This is a genomic window from Acidimicrobiia bacterium (genome assembly GCA_035651955.1).
GTDB lineage: Bacteria > Actinomycetota > Acidimicrobiia > IMCC26256 > JAMXLJ01 > JAMXLJ01.
The window spans coordinates 19,467-39,082 of record DASRES010000023.1 but is presented as its reverse complement, the minus strand read 5'-3'; the positions used below and the strand labels follow the sequence as shown (position 1 = coordinate 39,082).

General features: G+C 72.5%; 19 protein-coding genes. 8 read left to right on the top strand and 11 right to left on the bottom strand.

Going from position 1 to position 19,616, the window contains the following annotated elements:
* Window positions 1-11: 11 nt before the first annotated feature.
* Genes VFC33_06040 through VFC33_06030 form a run of 3 tightly spaced genes read right to left on the bottom strand, consistent with a single transcriptional unit; the run spans window position 12 to window position 5,939 of the window.
* Entirely contained in the window at window positions 12-3,056 is a 3,045-nt protein-coding gene (locus tag VFC33_06040) for an MFS transporter (protein ID HZR12794.1), read from the bottom strand.
* Window positions 3,053-5,224, bottom strand: coding sequence for an ABC transporter permease (locus tag VFC33_06035; protein HZR12793.1), 2,172 nt, complete (start codon window positions 5,222-5,224; stop codon window positions 3,053-3,055). Before VFC33_06035 ends, VFC33_06040 begins: the two co-directional genes overlap by 4 nt.
* Window positions 5,225-5,258: 34 nt before the next feature.
* Window positions 5,259-5,939, bottom strand: coding sequence for a TetR/AcrR family transcriptional regulator (locus VFC33_06030; GenBank protein HZR12792.1), 681 nt, complete (start codon window positions 5,937-5,939; stop codon window positions 5,259-5,261).
* Window positions 5,940-6,002: 63 nt separating this feature from the next.
* Between VFC33_06030 and VFC33_06025 the strand changes: the two genes are divergently transcribed.
* Window positions 6,003-6,704 carry an enoyl-CoA hydratase/isomerase family protein gene (locus VFC33_06025; protein ID HZR12791.1) on the top strand — a complete coding sequence of 234 codons (702 nt, stop codon included), beginning with the start codon at window positions 6,003-6,005 and terminating at the stop codon, window positions 6,702-6,704.
* A gap of 18 nt (window positions 6,705-6,722) precedes the next feature.
* Here the strand turns inward: VFC33_06025 and VFC33_06020 are convergent, their stop codons facing one another.
* The gene (locus VFC33_06020; protein ID HZR12790.1) at window positions 6,723-7,442 is read right to left on the bottom strand and encodes a pirin family protein; all 720 of its coding nucleotides are present in this window, start codon (window positions 7,440-7,442) and stop codon (window positions 6,723-6,725) included.
* Window positions 7,443-7,655: 213 nt separating this feature from the next.
* On the opposite strand from VFC33_06020, the gene VFC33_06015 reads away from it, so the two are divergent.
* The gene (locus VFC33_06015) at window positions 7,656-8,303 is read left to right on the top strand and encodes a hypothetical protein (GenBank protein ID HZR12789.1); all 648 of its coding nucleotides are present in this window, start codon (window positions 7,656-7,658) and stop codon (window positions 8,301-8,303) included.
* Between the two features lie 47 nt (window positions 8,304-8,350).
* Here the strand turns inward: VFC33_06015 and VFC33_06010 are convergent, their stop codons facing one another.
* Together VFC33_06010 and VFC33_06005 are read right to left on the bottom strand one after the other, a co-directional pair.
* Window positions 8,351-9,247: a hypothetical protein gene (locus VFC33_06010; GenBank protein HZR12788.1), complete on the bottom strand. Its 897-nt coding sequence runs from the start codon at window positions 9,245-9,247 to the stop codon at window positions 8,351-8,353.
* Between the two features lie 64 nt (window positions 9,248-9,311).
* On the bottom strand, window positions 9,312-9,677 hold the full coding sequence (locus tag VFC33_06005) for a BON domain-containing protein (protein ID HZR12787.1): 366 nt from the start codon (window positions 9,675-9,677) through the stop codon (window positions 9,312-9,314).
* 92 nt (window positions 9,678-9,769) lie between these two features.
* Here VFC33_06005 and VFC33_06000 point away from each other — a divergent pair, with 92 nt between their 5' ends.
* The gene (locus VFC33_06000; GenBank protein ID HZR12786.1) at window positions 9,770-10,360 is read left to right on the top strand and encodes a DUF308 domain-containing protein; all 591 of its coding nucleotides are present in this window, start codon (window positions 9,770-9,772) and stop codon (window positions 10,358-10,360) included.
* A gap of 20 nt (window positions 10,361-10,380) precedes the next feature.
* Here VFC33_06000 and VFC33_05995 read toward each other — a convergent pair whose 3' ends face one another.
* Window positions 10,381-11,685: a Glu/Leu/Phe/Val dehydrogenase gene (locus tag VFC33_05995; protein ID HZR12785.1), complete on the bottom strand. Its 1,305-nt coding sequence runs from the start codon at window positions 11,683-11,685 to the stop codon at window positions 10,381-10,383.
* A gap of 71 nt (window positions 11,686-11,756) precedes the next feature.
* On the opposite strand from VFC33_05995, the gene VFC33_05990 reads away from it, so the two are divergent.
* Both VFC33_05990 and VFC33_05985 read left to right on the top strand, forming a co-directional pair.
* Entirely contained in the window at window positions 11,757-12,263 is a 507-nt protein-coding gene (locus VFC33_05990) for a flavin reductase family protein (GenBank protein ID HZR12784.1), read from the top strand.
* Window positions 12,264-12,355: 92 nt separating this feature from the next.
* Window positions 12,356-13,588, top strand: coding sequence for a serine hydrolase domain-containing protein (locus VFC33_05985; protein HZR12783.1), 1,233 nt, complete (start codon window positions 12,356-12,358; stop codon window positions 13,586-13,588).
* A gap of 12 nt (window positions 13,589-13,600) precedes the next feature.
* Here the strand turns inward: VFC33_05985 and VFC33_05980 are convergent, their stop codons facing one another.
* Window positions 13,601-14,002 carry a hypothetical protein gene (locus VFC33_05980; GenBank protein ID HZR12782.1) on the bottom strand — a complete coding sequence of 134 codons (402 nt, stop codon included), beginning with the start codon at window positions 14,000-14,002 and terminating at the stop codon, window positions 13,601-13,603.
* A 170-nt stretch (window positions 14,003-14,172) separates the two neighbouring features.
* Between VFC33_05980 and VFC33_05975 the strand changes: the two genes are divergently transcribed.
* Window positions 14,173-14,925, top strand: a complete 753-nt coding sequence (locus tag VFC33_05975) for an SDR family oxidoreductase (protein HZR12781.1) — start codon at window positions 14,173-14,175, stop codon at window positions 14,923-14,925.
* Between the two features lie 24 nt (window positions 14,926-14,949).
* Here VFC33_05975 and VFC33_05970 read toward each other — a convergent pair whose 3' ends face one another.
* Complete coding sequence (locus VFC33_05970) at window positions 14,950-15,114, bottom strand: twin-arginine translocase TatA/TatE family subunit (GenBank protein HZR12780.1); 165 nt, start codon at window positions 15,112-15,114, stop codon at window positions 14,950-14,952.
* A gap of 87 nt (window positions 15,115-15,201) precedes the next feature.
* On the opposite strand from VFC33_05970, the gene VFC33_05965 reads away from it, so the two are divergent.
* Complete coding sequence (locus VFC33_05965) at window positions 15,202-16,716, top strand: alpha/beta hydrolase (protein ID HZR12779.1); 1,515 nt, start codon at window positions 15,202-15,204, stop codon at window positions 16,714-16,716.
* 13 nt (window positions 16,717-16,729) lie between these two features.
* On the opposite strand, the gene VFC33_05960 is transcribed toward VFC33_05965, so the two are convergent.
* The gene (locus tag VFC33_05960; protein ID HZR12778.1) at window positions 16,730-17,215 is read right to left on the bottom strand and encodes a GNAT family N-acetyltransferase; all 486 of its coding nucleotides are present in this window, start codon (window positions 17,213-17,215) and stop codon (window positions 16,730-16,732) included.
* A 103-nt stretch (window positions 17,216-17,318) separates the two neighbouring features.
* Between VFC33_05960 and VFC33_05955 the strand changes: the two genes are divergently transcribed.
* Complete coding sequence (locus tag VFC33_05955; protein HZR12777.1) at window positions 17,319-18,923, top strand: AMP-binding protein; 1,605 nt, start codon at window positions 17,319-17,321, stop codon at window positions 18,921-18,923.
* Here VFC33_05955 and VFC33_05950 read toward each other — a convergent pair.
* Window positions 18,920-19,525, bottom strand: coding sequence for a class I SAM-dependent methyltransferase (locus tag VFC33_05950; protein ID HZR12776.1), 606 nt, complete (start codon window positions 19,523-19,525; stop codon window positions 18,920-18,922). The two genes, VFC33_05955 and VFC33_05950, sit on opposite strands and share 4 nt — an antisense overlap.
* Between the last annotated feature and the right edge of the window lie 91 nt (window positions 19,526-19,616).

Genomic DNA, 19,616 nt, shown 5'->3' with positions numbered 1-19,616 from the left:
CGACTGCATGCTCACTCGTCTGCACCTCCTGTGCCCGGACGGCTGCCCGAGCGCGCGACGACGGATTCGGTGGTTCCCAGGTACGACGCGACGACGCGCGGGTCCTGGACGACCTCGTCCGGCGGACCCGTCGCGATCACCTCGCCGAGGTCGAGCGCGACGATCCGGTCCGACATCGACGTCAGGAGCGTGACGTCGTGCTCGATGACGAGGATGCTCGCGCCGAGCGCCTCGCGGATCCGCAGGAGCAGCGGCCCGAGCGCCTCGGCCTCGCGCTGCGCGATGCCCGATGACGGCTCGTCGAGGAGGAGCACCGACGGTCCGTGTGCGAGCACGCACGCGAGGTCGACGATCCGCCGGCTCCCGGTGGACAGCTCGCGCACGAACTTGTCGCGGAACGCGTCGAGGCCCATGAGCGCGATCAGCTCCTCGACGCGCTCGGCGACGTCGGCCTCGGAGTCGGTCACCGCGGGGAGGTTCAGCGCCGCGGCGATCGGGTCACGCACCTCGACGTGCGTCTCGAGCGCGACCGCGATCGTCTCGGCGACCGTGAGTGCCGGGAACAGCCGCCCGTCCTGGAACGACCGGCCGAGACCGAGCCGCGCGCGCCGCTGCGGCGACGTGCGGGTGATGTCGAGTGCCTCGCCGTCGACCGTCAGCGTCACGGTGCCGAGGTCCGCGGGCAGGAAGCCCGACACGACGTCGAAGAGCGTCGTCTTGCCGGCACCGTTCGGCCCGATGAAGCCGAGCACCTCGCCGGGCGCGACGTCGAACCCCACGTCGCGCAGCGCGGTGATCCCGCCGAAGCGCTTCGTCACGTCACGCACGGACAGGCGCGCCTCGCCCGCCGGCACGGTCGCGTGCCCGTTCCTGCGACCGTTGCCGTTGCGCGCCGGCGCCGCAGGCACGCGCAGCGGCTCCATCGACGGTGGCTCGGCGTCGCCCGTCACGCTCGCCGCGCGATCCCCATGGTCGCGCTCGCTGCTCGACGGGATACCCGCCTCGCGGACGCTCGCCGCTCCCTCCAGGAACACGGACCGCAGGATGTCGGGACGGTCGAGGAGCTCGGCGGTCGGGCCGTGGAAGCGGATCTCGCCCTTCTCCATGAAGTACGCGGTCTCGGCGACCGTGAGCGCGACGTTCACCGACTGCTCGACGAGGATGATCGTCGTTCCCGCCTCGCGCAGCGTGCGGACGATCTCGAGCAACTGCTCGACGACCGCGGGCGCGAGCCCGAGTGACAGCTCGTCGATCATCAGCAGGCGCGGCCGTTCGATGAACGCCATGCCCAGCGTCAGCATCTGCTGCTGACCGCCCGAGAGGTTGCCGGCCGGCTCGTCGAGCCGGTCGCGCAACACCGGGAAGATCCCCAGCACGCGCTCGGTCGCGTCGCGTACGTGCGTGGCGTCGTGGCGGCGCAGCCAGCCGGCGAGCTGGAGGTTCTCGGCGACGGTCAGTGACGGGAACACGCCCTGACCGCCCGGCACCTGGACGACGCCGCGCTGGGCGATCTCGTCCGGCGGCGTGTGCGTCATGTCACGGCCGTCGAACACGATCGCGCCCGCGCTCGCCTCGACCAGGCCGGAGATCGCCTTCAGCAGCGTCGACTTCCCGGCCCCGTTGGTGCCGAGCAGCGCGACGATCTCGCCCTCGTCGACCTCGAGATCGACGCCGAACAGCACCTGGACGCCGTCGTACTCCACCTCGACGCCGCGCGCGAGCAGCAGCTTCACGCGGCCCTGCCGGCGCTCGTACAGCACCTCCGCCTGGGCGGCCGCCGCGGTCCACACCTTGCGGATGTCGTCGTTCACCTCGCTGCCCGCCGAGGCGATGATCAGCGAGCCGATCACGAAGACGGGGACCATCAGCAGCAGCCCGCCCCGGATGCCCCACGCGTCGGCCGCGCTGCCGATGATCGGCAGGAGCACGAGCCCGGGCAGGATCCACAGCCCCGCGACGGCGAACCCGAACGAGCGGGCCTTCGGGGGCATCGCGAGCGAGAGCGCCGCGAAGATGCCCGGGATCAGGATGACGACGATGCCCGAGACGATCACGTTCATGGCGATCGCGACAGGCAGCGTCGGGCTCAACGCGAACCCCGTCCACGCGGCCGCCACGACGAAGCCGACGATGGCGAGGAACCGCAGCACGAGCGCGGCGTCGCGCGCGAGCAGGCGCGTCGCGATCGGGATGCCCACGAACAGTCCGACGAGCTGGGCCGGCTCCACGGCAGCCGCGATGTACCCGCGGGCCCGCTCGTCGAGATGGAACGTCTGCGAGTAGAAGAGCGACCCGAGGCTGAGCAGCCCGAGGAACGCGACGGCGAGGAACGGCAGCGCGTAGAAGACGCGGCGCAGCGTGCCCACGCTCCACACGATCCGCCACGACTCGGCCATCGACGGCGGGATGTCCTCGGTGTCGCGGACCTCGTCGCTCACGCCCATCGCGGCGCGCTCGAAGTGACCACGCAGGGGCTCGCGCAGGCGCAGCGCGAGGATGACGAACACGAGCGTCGGCAGGCCGTAGACGACGAAGGGCGTCCGCCAGCCGAAGTAGTACGCGAGCAGGCCGGCGAAGAGCGGGCCGATGCACGCACCGACCGCGTACGCGGCGCGGTGTGCCGCGTAGACGTTCGGACGCGCGGGGATGTCGTAGTAGTCGGACAGCAGCGAGTTGTGCGTCGGGACGATCGTGGCGCCGCCGAGCCCGGAGCCGGCCCGAGCGAGGCCGAGCACCCAGAGGACCGGCGCGAAGCCCGTCAGCACCGAGAAGACACCCCACGCGAGCGCGCCCCAGGTCGCGATCCGGACACGCGACCACCGGTCCGCGTAGAACCCGATCGGCACCGCGATGACGAGCGCGGCCGCGCCCGTCAACCCGACGACCGCGAGGATCGCCTGGGTGTTCAGGCCGAACGCGTCGCGGATGTTCGGGAGCAACACGTCGAACGCGCGCTGGTCGAACTGCTCCACCGTCGCCAGTCCGAACAGCACGACGAGCGGGTACAGCGCCGCGCCGCCGCCGAGCGTCGAGAACCAGGTGCGCACGCGGTTCACGAGTGCAACCCCTGACTGATCGCGTCGGCTGTCTCCTCGGCCTCGGCCTCGGCGGCCGCCTGGTCGGCCCGTGGGACGGGCTCGGGTTGTCGCACGTCGGCGACGAGGCTCGGGACGACCACGCCGCGCCGGTGGGCGACCTTGCGCAGGTACCAGTCGCGCACGTCGTACATCACCGCACCGAGACCGCCGGGGGCGATCATCAGGACGAGGAGGAGCCCGGCACCCGTCGCCAGGAACCGGTAGTCGGACGGCACGAACCAGTCCACGCCGCGGACGTACGTCGCGCCGAGCAGCGCGCCCGGCACGGAGCCGAGCCCGCCGATCACGACCATGGTGAAGACCGTGAGGCTCTCCTCGGGCTGGTACGGCGCCGTGCCGAGGCCGGTCTGGTGGTGCACGAACAGCGCGCCCGCGAACGCGGCGAGGAACCCGGAGAAGGCGAACGCCGCGAGCTTCGTGCGCGTCGCGTCGACACCGAACGAGCGCGCGGCGCGCTCGTTCTCGCGGATGCCGATCAGCACGCGGCCGGTGCGGCTGCGACGGACGCCTCGCACCATCGCGAGCGCGATGACGAGACACGCGAGCGTCAGGTAGTAGAAGCGCGTCTCGCTGGCGACGTCCACGCTGCCGAAGATCGGCGGTCGGTCGATGCGCAGCGCGGGCAGCCAGTTCGAGAAGAACTGACGGTTGAGGAAGTACGACGACGCGGCGAGCGCGAACGCGAGCGTCATCACCGCGAGGGTCAACCCACCGCGTCTGATGGCCGGGAAGCCGATGACGACCGCGATGACCGCGCCCGCGAGCCCGGCGACCACGAGCGCGATCGACAGGTCCCAGCCGAGGCGCGACGTGAGCGAGCCGCCCACCGCCGCGCCGATCCCCACGAACGCCATCTGGCCCAGGCTCACCTGGCCGGCCCAGCCCGTCAGCACGACGAGCGAGAGGCCGATGATGCCGAAGATCACGATCGCCGCCGCGAGGTTGACGCGGCTCTGGTCGAGCCACGCGGGGAGCGTGAGCAGGAACGCGCACACCGCGAGGCCGAGTCCCCAGCGCGCGTAGCGGACCTCGGGGAGGCGCACGAGCTCGCGGGGGACGGGCCGCACCTCGCGCGCCGCCTGCCAGGTCGACGTCTCGTCGCTGTCGATGCGCGACGTGCGACGCGACTGACGGATGAGCAGCAGCGCGCCGAGGATGACCACGAACAGCGCGGGGTCGATGTAGGACGCCTCGTGCCAGTGCCAGAAGATGTCCTGCTCGACGATGCCGAGGCCGAGCGCGGCCGACGCGATCGTCGGGAACCGCTCCATCCGCCCGATCACGGCCGCGGCGAGCACGCGCAGGAGGATGTCGGGCCCGAGCACGGAGCCGATCTGCGGGCCGACGACTCCGGCGCGCAGGAACATCGCGACGAACGCGAGCACCGTCGCGATCACCCACACGACGGTGTGGATGCGCCTCACCGGGATGCCGAGCGTGGACGCCCGGTCCGCGCGCTCCGCCGCGGCGCGGATCGCGATGCCGACGCTCGAGCGGCGCAGGAACAGCGCGAGCGCGAGGAACGCCAGCGGCACGGTCAACAACGTCAGGATGTCGGTGGCCTCGAACCGGATCGGGTTGACCGTGAACGTCAGGTGGAAGGGCGGCTCGAGCCGGGGCGCGAACGTCGACGAGTCGAAGAGGTTGGGCAGCAGGAGCCCGCACGCCGCGAGCACCTGCGCGAGACCGATCGTCGCGACGGTCAGGATCAGCCGCGGGGCTCGGAAGAAGCGGCGGATGATGAGCGTCTCGACGAGGATGCCGAGCACGATCGCGGCGACGAGCCCCGTCGCGAAGCCGACGACGTACGGCACGCCCAGGCTCATGATCAGCAGGACGGCGAGGGTCGCCGGGACCGCGCCGAGGTCGCCCTGGGCGAAGTTGATGATGCGGTTCGCGCGGTAGACGAGCGCGATGCCGAGCGCGACGAGCGCGGTCAGGCCGCCGATGATGAGGCCCTGCACGACGACGCCCCACGGCACGTTCCAGACCTGCCGGAGCACGAGCGCGATGACCGGCATGACGAGGAACGCGCTCGCGCGCCCGGGGTCGATGTCGTGCGCACGAAGACCCGCGCCGACACTCCGAATGGCGGACGTCCCCGCTTCGTTCGTCGCGACCGGCAACCCGACTCCCCCTCGGTCCGGTGGCCTGCGGAAGCTAACCCCGCGCTCGCCTTGGCGCCGCGCGGGCGCGTGGTCCGCCGCGCCGCGCGGCGGTTCTCGGACGGCGCGACGCGAGGATCGCGGCGAGCATGTCGTGCATCACCGCGGCCGCGTCGTCGATCCCGAGCTGCTCGTGCTCGCGCAACGTCTCCCACGTCGCCGCGCTGGCTGCCGTCGTGAGCGCGGCGAGGAGATGGCGCCGTTCGGTGGCGTCACGTGCGTAGGTGTCGAGCTCGGTGCCGAAGACCTTCTCGACCTCGGCGCGGCCTGCCTTCCGGCTGACGTGCATGACGCGCGCGAGGGTCGGTGACGTGACCGCGTGGAACAGTCCGGCGCGCCGGACGGGCGCACCGGCTTCGAGGACGCGGGCGCGCTGGTCGACGAATGCGCGCAGCCGTGCGTCGAGGGGGCCGTCCGTCGGGAGCGTGACGACGAGCGCCGAGATGCGCCGGTACTGGCGCTTCGCGGCCGCGCAGTAGAGGTCCTCGAGGTCGTCGAAGTGGACGTAGACGGACCGCAGCGACACGCCCGCACGCTCCGCGACCCGCCGAGCTGGTGGCCGCACGTCCCCCTCGTCGATGAGGGACAGGAGCGCCTCGACGACCGCGTCGCGCGTGCGTGCCGCTCGAGCCGTGCGACCGTCGGTGCCCGCGTCCGAGGCGGTCTCCGTCGCCACCGCGGGAAGGGTAAGGAGCTTTCACACCGCGTGCAAGACATCCCGGTGTGACACGATCGGCCCGTGTCAGTGACGTACGAGCTCAGGGGCCGGGTCGCGCACGCCCGGATGGACGACGGCAAGGCGAATGCGCTGAACGACGAGTCGCTCGCCGGTCTCGAGGACGTGCTCGCGCGCACCGAGGCCGACCGCGCAGGCGCGCTCGTGCTGTGGGGGCGCGAACGGTGCTTCTCGGGCGGGATCGACCTGAACCTCGTGCGCTCCGACGACCCGGTCGCGCGCACGGCGACGCTCCGACGGATCGCACGCGGCTTGCTCGCGGTCTGGAACGCGCCGTTCCCGACGATCGCCGCGATCACCGGTCACGCCGTTGCGGGTGGTGCGGTGCTCGCGCTCGCGTGCGACTGGCGGATCGCGGCCGACGTCGACGCGAGCATCGGCCTGACGGAGACGGCCATCTCGCTCGTCATGCCGACGTGGGCGACGGTGATCGTGCAGTCCGCGCTCGGGCCCGTCGGTGCGCAGGAGGCGATCCTGAGCGCGGCCGTGATGTCGCCGCGCGAGGCGGCCGAGCGCCGGTTCGTCCACGAGATCGTCGGCGGAGAGCGCCTCGGTGCACGGGTCGACGAGTTCGCCGAGCAGCTCGTCGAGCTCCCGACACGGGTCTACGGAGCAACGAAGCGGCGGTTGCGTCGCGCCGGCTTCGAGCAGGCGTCCGCGCTCGTGGACGACGAGATGGGCCCGGCGTTCGCGCCGGACGTCTGAGCTACGCGGCGGGCGCGCTCACGCCGTCTCCCAGACGAGGATCTCCGTGCCGTCGCGCGTCCCGGACAGCGACTGCTCGCCCGCGTGCGTCAGGCGCACGGCGTCGCCGGCCGAGAGCTCCGTTCCGTCGAGCGCGGCGCCACCGCGTGTGACGAAGACGTGCACGTGAAGGGCTCCGGGGAGTCGGACCGTGTCGCCGGGTTCCAGGTGCGCGCACCAGAGCACCGCGTCGCGCTGGTGGATCGAGACGGCGCCGTCGTGTGCGCGGCCTGACGCGACCGGCGTGAGCACACCGCGTGCGATCGACGGGCCGATGTCGCGTTGCTCGTAGGACGGGTCGAGCCCGCGCGTGTCGGGAAGCACCCACATCTGGACGAAGTGGACGGCTTCGTCCGGGCTCGGGTTCTGTTCGGAGTGCGCGACGCCGCGCCCCGCGCTCATGCGCTGCGCGACGCCCGGGCGGATCACGCCGTGATGCCCGGCGCTGTCGCGGTGCTCGAGCTCGCCGGAGAGCACCCACGTGACGATCTCCATGTCGCGGTGCGAGTGCGTGCCGAACCCCGACCGCGGCTCGACCGTGTCGTCGTTGTTCACGAGCAGGAGCCCGTGGTGCGTGTTGTCGGGGTCGTAGTGCTCGCCGAAGCTGAACGAGTGCCACGAGTCGAGCCACGGAAGTCGCGTGTGGAAGCGCTGCGGCGCCCGGCGGACGTCGACGGTCACGGCATTCGCGTCGCTCACCGGACCTCCCGTCGTCGGCGTGCGCGTGCCGACACGTGTACCCCGATCGCGTGCGCACGCGCGCGCTTGCGTGTCGCGCGATTCGAGCGCATCGTGACGGGGTACGCACTGCGGGATCCGGTCGGCACACCACGTGCACGGACGCCGGCCGCGACCACGGCGCGATGACGGCGCGAACACGGGACCGCGAACCACGTGGACGAGGAGGGGGCGATGCATTCCGACAGTGCATCCCACGACCGCCTGCAAGGCATCGACGACGAGCTCGGCGCGCTCGCCGGCACCGAGGTTCGGTCGTCGGTCGACGACTTCGCCAGCGCGATGCCGATGCCGCCACCCGTTCCGGCACCCGAGCCCGGCACGCGCCGGACGACGAAGCGGACCGGTGCGCGCAAGGCGACCGGCCGCAAGTCGACTGCACGAAAGTCGGGCGGCCAGAAGGCGACGGGCCGGAAGTCGACAACCCGCAAGGCCGCCGGGAAGAAGGCGGGTGCCAAGAAGGCGACCCGCACGTCGACGGGCGCGCGCAAGTCGACAACGCGCAAGTCGACCGCCCGCAAGTCGACGGCACGGAAGACCGCGGGCCGGAAGACGACCGGACGGAAGTCCACGGGGCGGAAGGCGACAACCCGCAAGTCGACGGGCGCGAAGAGGACGAGTCCGCGCACGTCGACGAAGAAGTCGACCCGGAAGTCGACGGGGCGCAAGAGCGCAGCCCGCAAGACGACCCGGCGGAAGACGACCGGCACGAAGAAGTCGACCCGCGCGTCGGGCCGCAAGTCCACGGGCGGCCGCAACACGGCGGCCCGCAAGTCGACGGCGCGCAAGTCGACACGCCGCTCCACCAAGCGGACGCGCTGATCCACCGCGCTCGCCCAGCCGCACGGGATCGCGCCGCGGCGGCGTCGTCAGACGCCGGAGCGCGGCCGGGGTCTCGGTGCCTGCGGCACGGGAGCCGCCGGCGGCGGTGACCATTGCGTCCGGCGGCGGAGGTCATCCAGCTCCGCGTCGCGGACCCGACGTCGCGCGCCCGCTTCGATGCGACCGATCGCCGCGAGCACGGCGCACGCGACGCCGACGATCGCGCCGGCGAGCAGCACGACCGGTGCGCCCGCGGTGCGCATCAGCGCGGCCGCGACGTCGGGCCACGCGCCGAACGCGGCGAGGAGGAACCGCGGCAGCAGCCACAGCACGACGATCTGCACGACGCCGACCACGACCGCCCATCGCGCCACCCGGGCGAGCGCCCGCCGGGGGCGCACCGCCGTCGGTACCGCGATCGCGAGCGCCAGCACCGCCACGACGAGCGCGATGCGGCCCGAGGTCCGGATCGCGCTCGACACGATGTGCAGGTCGGGTGCCGAGCCGACGTCGATGGTGACGTGCGGCGCGAGCGCCGTCCCGGTGCCGGTCCCGGCGAGCGCGGGGATGCCGTCGGACGCACGCGTGATCGCGGTGGCGACGTCGCCGGGATCGAGGACGACGGCGCGCTGCTCACTCGCGAACACGTGACCCCGGACCGCGACCAGTGCGCCGGAGAACGCATGGATGAACGTGGGCTCGGCGAGCGTCGCGCGCGCGACGTCGTCGAGCTGGCCCGGTGTCAGCGCGCCCGCGCCCGGCGCCTGGTCGCGGATCTCGCTCGCGACGCGCGGGACGAGCTCCCGGCGGACGGGCGCGGTCGCGAGCACGGCGGGACCGGCCGCACGGACGCGGCCGGGATCGAGGACGACGCTCTCGATCGAGAACGCGGCCGCGGCCACGACGGCAGCGGCGAGGCCGACCGCCAGCAGCAGCGACGACACACGTCGGGACACATCCGTTCATCGGCACGCGACCCGCTCGCGCTCAAGCGCGGCAGGGGTTGCGTCAGAAGGCGAGGCGACGACGGCGTCCGAGGACCTCGAGCCGGTCCTCGACCCGCCGCACCCCGGCTGTCCGCGCCGCGATGTTGCACGCGACGTCGCGCACGTCCTCGGCCACGGCGCCGTCCAACCGGGCCACGCCGTCGTGGACCTCGACGTGGAGCCCGGGCGCGCGTCGCGTCCGCGAATCGGTGGTCAACGCGGCGCGGATGCGGGCCTCCGTCGCGGCGTCGCCGCCCTCGCCCGACAGCAGCTTCCGGGTCGATCGGACGCCGAACCCCGCCCAGTCGAGCACCTCGTCCCGGTGCTCCCAGGCCCACCACGCGACGGCCGGGCCGCTCGACCCGAACAGGCGGCGCAGGCTCTTCATGCCGAGAGATGTTCCCCCGGGTGCTGCCCGGCGGAACGCCGCGCGCGCCGGCATGCGCGCGCGAGCCGTCCCGCCAGGGGATCATGAGCCCCATGACGGACGCGCAACCGCCGCCGGTGACGGCCCCGGGCACGCCACCCGACGTCACGCACGTGCTTCGACGGTTCGCGTGGCTCCCGCTGCTCGCCGGCGTGTGGGCCGTGATCGCCGGGATCCTGACCGTCGTGTGGCCGGGCGGGACCGTCCTCGCGATCGCCGTGATCCTCGGCGTCTACCTCGTCATCGAGGGACCGACCCAGATCGCGCATGGGATCGCGCTGCGCGGTCACACGCGCGAGTGGTGGCTCCTGCTCCTGCGGGGCGTCGCGGATCTCGTCCTCGGCGTGATCACGCTGGTCTGGCCCGGCATCACCGTGACGGTGCTCGCGCTGATCTTCGGCATCGAGCTCCTCCTCGTCGGTGGGTTCGAGATCGGCGCGGCGTTCCACGCGCGCGCCTCGCGGGGCCAGCGGGGCTGGTATGTCGGCCAGGGGGTCGTGGCGATGCTGATCGGCATCGTGACGCTCGTCTGGCCGCACGTCACGGTCCTCGCGCTCGCACTCCTGTTCGGGTTCTTCCTGATCTACCTCGGCGTGATCCTCGTCGGCGGCGCGATGCGCCTGAGACGGGCGGCCCGCGCCTGACGGCGAGCGGCGAGCGCCGTCTACGGGAACAGGCCGCGGGCGTTGATCGCGGCGCCGACGCGCTCGACGGCAACCGCGTAGGCGGCGCGCCGCAACGTCACCCCGAGCGTCGCGGCGCGCTCCCACACCTCGACGAACGCCGCGCGCATCATCCGCTGCAGCAGCCCGGCGGCGACGCCGTCCTCCCACGCGACGCCCTGACGGTTCTGTGCCCACTCGAAGTACGAGTCGGTGACGCCGCCCGCGTTGGCGAGGATGTCGGGGACGACGACGACGTCCCGCTCCCGCAGCACGCGGTCGCCGGCGGCGGTCGTCGGGCCGTTCGCCGCCTCGACCACGACCCGCGCCGCGACACGCGCGGCGACCGTGTCGTCGATCGTGCCCGCAAGCGCGGCTGGGATCGCGACGTCGCTCGGCACCGCGAACAGATCGAGCGTATCGAGGTCGTCGCCACCCGCGAAGCCGGCGACCGAACCCGCGCGCGTCGCGTGCTCCGAAAGGCTCGGGACGTCGAGCCCGCCGGGGTTGTGCACCGCGCCCCGCACGTCGCTGACGGCGACGACGCGCATGCCCGCCGAGTGGAGCAGGAAGACGAGCGGCGCGCCGACCTTCCCGAAACCCTGCACCACGGCGCGGCTCCCGGCGACGGGCATGCGGAGCGCATCGAACACGGACCGAACCGTGTGCACGACGCCGTTGGCCGTCGAGCCCGCATGCTCGTCGGTCCCGCCGATCACGGTCGGCTTCCCGGTCACGGAGCTCGGCGACACCTCGCCGCGCGCGAGCGAGATCGTGTCCATGAGCCAGCCCATGACGCGCCCGTCCGTGTTCACGTCGGGCGCGGGCACGTCCTTGTCGGGCCCGAGCATCGGGAGGATCTCCCATGCGTACCGGCGGGTGAGGCGCTCGAGCTCGCCGAGCGAGAGCGTGGTCGGGTCGCAGCGGACGCCGCCCTTCGCGCCACCGAACGGGAGGTCGACGAGCGCGGTCTTGAACGTCATCGCGGCGGCGAGCGCGGCGACCTCCCACCGATCGAGCGCGGGGTGAAAGCGGATCCCGCCCTTCCCCGGGCCGCGGCTCGTGTCGTGATGGATGCGCCAGCCCGTGTAGACATCGATCGTGCCGTCGTCACGCCGCAGCGGCACCGCGACTTCGAGCACGCGCCGCGGGACGCGCAGGCGCTTCACGACGTCGGGGGCTACGTGCACGAGGTTCGCCGCGTCGTCGAGCGAGTCGAGGATCTCGGTCCAGCGGTCGGGCGGTCGCGGGACGAGACCGACGACGGCGGGATCCGCGGGCTTCGACGCGGGAGCGGGGTCGGACACGGCACCTCTCTCCGACGGACGCAGGGAGGGTACCCGGCGGCTCCGACATGCAGGCCTACACTGCGCGCGACGTGACGGGCGCAGACATCGGCGGCGTCGCCGCCCTGCAGCACATCGCCGCGACGATCGACTACCCGATGTGGATCGTCACCGCTGCGAACGCGAACGAGCGGTCCGGCTGCCTGGTGGGGTTCGCGTCGCAGTGCAGCATCGAGCCGCTCGCGTTCGCGGTGTGGATCTCGAAGGCGAACCACACGTACCGCATCGCGACGACGAGCGCGGTGCTCGCCGTCCACGCGCTCCGGCAGGGCGACCACCCGCTCGCCGAGCTGTTCGGCGCGCGCACCGGCGACGACGTCGACAAGTTCGCCCGTTGCTCGTGGCAGCCGGGTCCCGCCGGAGTACCGGTCCTCGACGGTTGCGACTGGTTCGCGGGACGGGTCACGGCGCGCCTCGACACGGGGGATCACGTCTGCCACGTGCTCGACCCGCTGGCCGGTGGGATCGTCACTCGCGACGTCGCACAGCTCTCGTTCTCCGACGTGCGCGACGTCGACGCGGGGCACGATCCCGACTGACCCGACTGAGTGGCGTGTTTGCGCGGCTCGCGGCGGTGATGTGACGATCGGTGCCGGCGCAGAGGCGTTCCGGGGGACTCGGGGAGGGGCGGATGCGCGGGCGGGTGACGGTCGGTCTCGTGACGCTCGCGTGCGCGGCGTCGCTCGTCCTGGTTCCCGCGACCGCGGGCGCGGCAGACGGCGGGCGCCGTGCGGCGCCTGAGCACGAGCACCGTCGCGCTCGCGCCTTTCCGGCCGCGGTGGCGAGCGAGCTCGCGGGCGCGGTCGCGCTCGCGCACTCCCGCTACGACATCCCCGGCATCGCGGTGACGGTCGACGAACCGGGCGTCGGAACCTTCACGTCGACGACCGGGCTGCGGACGATCCAGCCGCCGCAGCCCGTCAACCCGGCGACGCACTTCCGCATCGGCAGCGTCACGAAGACGTTCACCGCGACCGTGATCCTCCAGCTCGTCCAGGAGCACCGGCTGCACCTCGACGAGGACGTCGACCGATGGGAGCCGCGGCTGCCGTACGCGGAGCAGATCACCATCCGCGACCTGCTCGACATGCACAGCGGGATCTTCGACGAGGGCGGGCCGGGCTCCACGCTGTCGAAGCTCTCGGCGGCGGACCCGGCGCGCGCGTGGACGCCGCAGCAGATCGTCGACCTCGCGATCGCGGACGGATCGCAGCCGCCGGGGACGTGGAGCTACTCGGACACGAACTACCAGTTGCTCGCGCTCATCGCGCAGGAGGTGACGGGTCGCCCGTTCGAGGACCTCGTCGAGGATCGCATCCTGCGCCCGCTCCACCTCACGCACACGTCCTTCCCGACGACGTCACTGTCGATGCCGCAGCCGGCCGCGACGCCGTACCAGATCGCGTTGCCCGCGGGTCACGTGGTGGTCGCGACCACCGTGAACCCGAGCGTGCTCGGCGGCGCCGGGGCGATGATCTCGACGCTGCCGGACCTGGCGCGCTGGGCACACGCGCTCGGCTCCGGCGAGCTGCTGTCACCGTCGATGCAGAAGGTGCGGGAGCAGCTCCTCGCGACGGACGTCGAGTTCCCGGCGCTCCCTGGGTTCGGCAAGACGCCCACGGTCGCGGTGGGTTACGGCCTCGGGCTCGAGGGCGCGTACGGCTACTTCGGCCACAACGGGATCGTCAACGGCTTCACGACCGACCTCTTCTACAACCCGTCGACGCGGACCGCGATCGTCGTCATGTTCGACGGTGAGCCGTTCGAGGTGACCGGTACCGGCAAGAACCAGCAGGTGCAATACCTGCCGATCGCGGACGCGCTCTTCCTGAGCCTCGCGGAGATCGTCGCCGGCAACGCGTGACGCGCGCGTGCGTCAGTCACGCTCCTCGTGCAGCGCGAGCTCCTCGGCGCTGTAGTCGTCGGGCTCGCCGGGCGCGTCCGTGCCGAGCATCTCCGACTCGTCGTCACGGACGCCGACGTCCGCGTCCGCCCCGTCGGTGAGACGGACAGGACGCTCCCACGCGTCGGGATCCGGAGCCACGTCGCCCACGCCCACCTCGGGCTGCTCGCGCGCGATGCGGACGTCGAGCGGCTCGGGACGGCGTTGCTCGTCGACCGTCGTGCCCCAGTCGGTCGACGCCTTGGGCCGGTAGTTCGGTGGGGCGACGCCCTCCTGCGGGTCGCCGGTGATCTCCTTCTCCACGAGCGGGCCCTCGAGATCGGGGACGCCCTCTTCCTCGAGCGTCCGCCCACTCTTCTCGCGGTCCTGGGTCATGCCCTTGGCTCCCTCTGGCCGGGCCGGACCGCGCGTCCGCGCACGGCCCGGCTTCGTCCGCACGCCCGCGCGGGTACCCGGCCCCGTCCACCGGGAAACGGCGCGGGTCGGCGCCATCTGACGGAGCGTAAGATCCGCCGCTGCATCCCGTGCAGACGAGGGAGAGTGTCATGGCGCGCTTCACGGACCGGGTCGCGATCGTGACGGGTGGGGGATCGGGCCTCGGGCGCGCCACGGCGCGGATGCTCGCGGCCGAGGGCGCACGCGTCGCCGTCGTGGACCTCGCAGCAGAGAACGCCGAGAAGACGGCCGCGGACGTGGGGGAGCAGGGCGGCTCGGCGCGCGCCTACGCGCTGGACGTCCGCGATCCCGAGCAGACGGTCGCGACCGTCGCCCGTGTCCGCGAGGACCTCGGGCGTCCGCAGATCCTCGTGAACGCGGCCGGCATCGGTGGGTTCGCGCACTCGCACGAGGAGACGTTCGACCACTGGAGCGCGATCATCGCCGTGAACCTCACCGGCACCTTCCTCATGTGTCGCGCGGCGCTGCCGCACCTGCTCGACGGCGGCGGTGTGATCGTCAACATCGCGTCGAACAGCGGGCTCAAGGGTCAGAAGTACTCCGCCGCGTACTGCGCGTCGAAGGGCGGTGTCGTCAACCTCACGCGCGCGCTGGCGTACGAGTACCTGGGCAGCGGTGTGCGCGTAAACGCCGTGGCACCGGGCGGGATGGACACCCCGATGATCCAGGGCTTCACGTTCCCGGAGGGCGCCAAGCTGGACGACTTCGCGAACATCTCGAGCCCGCTCGGCTACGCCCAGCCCGAGGACGTCGCCAACGCGGTGCTGTTCGTCGCGTCGGACGACGCGTCGTACATGGTCGGGGCGATCGTCTCGGTCGACGGCGGGATCATGGCCGGCTAGCGACCGACCCTGCCCGCCCCTGCGCTACTCGTCGTCCTCAGCGGCGGCGTCGTCGTCGCTCTTGCCTTCCTTCAGCCCCTTCTTGAACTCGTGCTGGGCCTGGCCCAACGAGCGCGCGAGCTTCGGGATCTGGCTGCCGCCGAAGAGCAGGACGGCGACCGCGATGACGATGAGCAGCTCCGGGCCGATGATCTCGGCGAGGAAGGTGTGCACGTCGTCAGGGTACGCCCTCGCGCGACCAGCCCGGCACGCGCCCGGTGTGCGAGCGTGACCGCCGTGCGGAGATGGTGGCCCGTCGTCGTGGTGATCGCGCTGATCGCCGCTGCGTGCAGCGGTGGCGGCTCCGGTCACGCGCGGCCGGCCCCGTCCCCGTCGACGCGCGCGGCGACGGGCGCGCCCGCGACGACGACGGACACGCGGCCCGTCGTCGCTTGGCACGAATGCGACGGTGGCGAGTGCGGGACGCTCGCCGCCCCGCTCGACTACGCGCACCCGGGCGCCGGTCAGGTCACCCTCGCCTTGCTGCGCGTGAAGGCCCGTGACCCGTCGCAACGGATCGGATCGCTGCTGCTGAACCCCGGCGGGCCGGGCGGCTCGGGCGTCGACTTCCTGCGTGAGTTCGTCGCGCGCGTCCCGTCCGAGCTGCGCGACCGGTTCGACCTCGTCGCGTGGGACCCGCGTGGCGCCGGTGCGAGCACGGCGGTCCAGTGCGGCACGGACCTCGACTACCTCTTCGCCGCGGACACTGCGCCGCAGACGCCCGCCCAGGAGCAGGGCCTCGAGGCCGCGAGCCAGCGGTTCGCGAACGCGTGCGCGCAGGGGAGTGGCGCACTCCTCCCGTACATCTCGTCCGACGCGACCGCGCACGACATGGACCGGATCCGCGAGGCGCTCGGCGACCGCAAGCTCACGTACCTCGGCTACTCCTACGGCACCTATCTCGGGACGCTGTACGCGCACGACTTCCCCGCGAACGTGCGCGCGCTCGTGCTCGACGGCGCGATCGACCCCGCGGTGCCGCCCGGTGAGAGCACGATCGAGCAGGCCCAGGGGTTCGAGCTCGCGCTCGAGGACTTCTTCACGTGGTGCGCCGGGACCAGCTCCTGCGCGTTCCGGTCCGGGGGCGACCCGGCGGCCGCGTACGACGCGCTCGCACGCAGCATCGACGCCCGACCGATCGTCAGCCGGGTCGACGGCGAGCGGCGCGTGCTCGGGCCGACCCAGTTCGACCTCGCGGTCTCGACGCCCCTGTACGGCGGCCGTCCGGCGTGGCCGATCCTCGCCGACGCGCTCGCACACGCGCGCGACGGCGACGCGTCGGACCTGCTGCGGCTGTTCGACGAGCAGGTCGACCGCAACACCGGCGGCAGCTACAGTAACCAGTACCCCGCGTTCCTCGCGATCAGCTGTCTCGACGGGCCGAGCATCGGCGACGTCGCGACGCTGCGCGCGCTCGAGCACACCGCCGCCGAGCGCGCGCCGCACTTCGGCGAGGCGAACGTCGGGCTCGGGATGCCGTGCGCGTTCTGGCCCGTGCCCTCGGTCGGGCGGCCCGGCGCGATCAGCGCACCGGGCGCCGCGCCGATCGTCGTGATCGGCACGACGGGCGACCCCGCGACACCGGTCGAGTGGGCCCGCGGTCTCGCGTCCGAGCTCGGGTCGGGCCGGTTGCTCGTCTACCGCGGCGAGGGGCACACCGCGTTCCCGGCCGGCAACGCCTGTCTCGACGGCGCGGTGATCGACTACCTCGTCGACCTGCGCGCGCCGGTCAACGGTACGACCTGCGGGTAGCGGCTCGTGCGCGCTACCCGCCGAGCTCGTTGACCATCGTCCAGGCGTCGTCGCGCTCGTCGACCTTCACGAAGCCGAACCGCTCGTAGAGCGACCGCGCCGCGTTCTCGCGCTCGACCGAGAGGCTGATGCGGCGCACGCCGCGCGCCCGCGCCCGTCCGAGGATGCCGGCGAGCAGGAGGCTTCCTGCTCCCCGTCCGCGGTGGTCGCGGTCCACCGCGATCGAGAGCTCGGGCGTGTCCGCGTCGACGAAGCCGTAGCCCGGCGCGTCGGGGGAGAACTGGCGGATCCACACCGCGCCGGCCGCGACGTCGTCGAGCGCGAGCGCGACGAGGCCGTCGTCGCCGGCCCGTCCCCAGCCCTCGATGTACCGGACGAGCACGGGATCCGAGCGGAGGGCGTCGACCGACGTCCGCGGCCGGTCGGGATCCCACGAGACCGCGACGGCGAGCATGCGCGCGAGGAACGCGGGGTCGACGTCCGACGTCAGACGGAACACGAGCACGAGGGTATGACCCGCGTTTCGCGACTGGGTCGCGCAGTCGTGGTGCCGGTGTCGCGTCACGGAACGGACGAGAAAGGTGACGCTAGTGTCAGGGTCCATGACGTTGCCTCCGCAGACGACGGTCCTCGCGGCCCTGGCCGGACGGCTCGCGCGCGACCCCGACGGCCCGTACCTCGACTTCGAGGGCGTCGGCTTCACAGCCCGCGAGATGGACGCCACGTCGAACCGCCTCGCGCACGCCCTCGCGGGTCTCGGCGTCCAGCGCGGCGACCGGGTCGCGACGCTGCTCGAGAACAGCCCGGAGCAGGTCGTGTCGTTCTTCGCCGCGCTCAAGCTCGGTGCGATCCAGGTACCGGTCAACACCGCGTACAAGGGTGAGTTCCTTCGTCACGTCCTCACCGACTGCGGTGCGCGCGTGCTTGTCGTGCAGGGTGACTTCGCGTCACGCGTCTCGCTCGTCGCGGACGGGCTCGACGAGCTCGAGGCCGTCGTCGTGGTCGGCGAGCCGGGCGAGCCCATCACCGCGCTGCCCGCACACGACTGGCGCGCGCTCGTCGACAGCGCGTCCGAGGCGGCCCTCGACGATCGCGGCGTGACGCCGTCCGACCTGGCGTGCTTCATCTACACGGCCGGCACGACCGGTCCGTCGAAGGGCTGCATGCTCTCGCACAACTACGTCGTGTCGCTCGCGGAGCAGATCGCGCGGCTGTGGGGTCGGCGCGCCGACGACGTCGTGCTCACCCCGCTGCCGCTGTTCCACTTCAACGCGATCTCGGTGTGCGTCGTCGGCACGTTGCTCTCCGGCGGGCGGGCGAGCATCGCGCGCAGGTTCTCCGTGTCGCGCTTCTGGCCCGAGGTACGGAGGACGGGCGCGACGATGCTCTCGATGCTCGGCTCGCTCGCGATCCTCGTCGCCAACGCGCCGGAGGACCATCCCGACCAGGCCGGCCACAACCTCCGGCTGTGCGCGGCGGCACCGATGCCGCCCGACACCGACCGCATCTGGCGCGAGCGGTTCGGGTGCAAGACGTTCAGCGGCGGCTACGGGCTCACGGAGGCGTCGCTCATCGGATCGCTGCCGGCCGGCGAGGAGAACAAGCCGGGCGCGATGGGCAAGCCCAACGGTGTCGAGTTCGACGTGCTGCTCGTCGACGACGACGACATGCCCGTCGCCGCCGGCGAGATCGGCGAGATCGTGTGCCGACCGCGCGGGCCCAACCTCATGTTCGCCGGTTACTGGCGGCGGCCGGCCGAGACGCTCGCGGTGTTCGGCAATCTCTGGTTCCACACCGGCGACCTCGGCCGCATGGACGACGACGGCTTCCTCTTCTTCGTCGACCGCAAGAAGGACTACCTGCGGCGGCGGGGCGAGAACATCTCGAGCTTCGAGATGGAGCGCACGTTCATCGCGCACGAGGCGATCAAGGACGTCGCGGTCCACGCGGTGCCGAGCGAGCAGGGCGAGGACGACGTGAAGGTCACTGCGGTGCTCGTCGACGGCGCGAGCCTCACCGAGGAGGAGCTCTGTGCGTGGGCCGTCGAGCGCGTCCCGTACTTCGCGCTGCCCCGGTACATCGAGTTCCGTGAGGACCTCCCGCGCAACCCGGTGGGGCGTGTGCTCAAGTACCAGCTGCGCGAGGACGGCGTGACGCCGAAGACGTGGGACCGCGAGGCCGCCGGCTTCACCTTCGACCGTCGCTAGCTCTTCCTCACGACCCAGATCTCCTCGGCCGGCCACTTGCGGGCCCACGCGCGCGGGACGAAGTCGACGTACGTCGTCGTCGCGCCCGCGGGCGCCTGCAGCTCGATCAGGTCCTCGACGACGAGGCCGTTGCGCCGGAACAACCGGATCCACTCTCCGTAGGGGACCTGGTGGTCGACGGTCCCCTCGTCGAACGCGAAGCGGCCGATCCCGAAGTACGGGACGCGCAGGGTGCGGGTCTGGCGCTCCCGGGTCGCGTCCCACGTGAGGTACACGAGCGCGGTCGTCTTGCAGAACACGAGCCGCCCACCCGGGCGCAACAACCGCGCGCATTCGGCGACTGTCCGCTCCGGCGGGCAGAAGCTCATCGCGCCGTGGTCGCAGAACACGACGTCGAAGGACGCGTCTCGCAGCGGCACGGCCTCGGCGCTCCCGAGCACGAGCGGGACGTCGCCGTTCGCGCGTGCGTGGCGGAGCTGGCCGATCGACACGTCGAGGCCGACCGCCCGCGCCGCGTCACCCGCGAGCGCGATCGACCACTGCGCGGCGCCGCAGCCCAGCTCGAGGACGTCGCGGCCGCGTACGTCGCCGAGCGCGTGCACCTCGTCCTCGGGGACGCGCCAGACACCCCACGCGCGCGGCGCTTCGCGCAGCTCCTCGCCGTGCGCCGCCTGATACGCGTCCGCGTCGCGG